Source organism: Stenotrophomonas sp. GbtcB23, from assembly GCF_019091045.1.
GTDB classification, from domain to species: domain Bacteria; phylum Pseudomonadota; class Gammaproteobacteria; order Xanthomonadales; family Xanthomonadaceae; genus Stenotrophomonas; species Stenotrophomonas rhizophila_A.
In genome coordinates this window covers 1-248 of sequence record NZ_JAGXKC010000564.1, presented here as the reverse complement: position 1 = coordinate 248, position 248 = coordinate 1, and the positions used below count along the sequence as shown (strand labels likewise).

The 248-nt window shown below is 62.9% G+C and carries 1 pseudogene; it reads right to left on the bottom strand.

The window, feature by feature from the left end:
- Positions 1-7 precede the first annotated feature (7 nt).
- Positions 8-248, bottom strand: a pseudogene (locus tag KVS69_RS20125) (hypothetical protein); the annotation flags it as partial.

Sequence of the window (248 nt, the reverse complement as noted above, 5' to 3'; positions counted from 1 at the left end):
CGATGCATTAGGCAGCACGGCCTGATCCGGTATACTGGCCCTGCGGCCTGTACTGTACCAGGTAGGACGGCAGGATCGAGGTGGGGAGCGTCGGGCGGATGCCCATCCCTGCAAGCGTGCGGCCTTCCTTCACGGCGGCGTCGGAAACGATTTTGTCGGTCTTCAGGAGCTTCACCTGATCGCTGGTGATCGGCGGTTGTACGAAGGGAATGAGCGAGGCGATGCTGCCGATCAGCGAGGCGATGCCG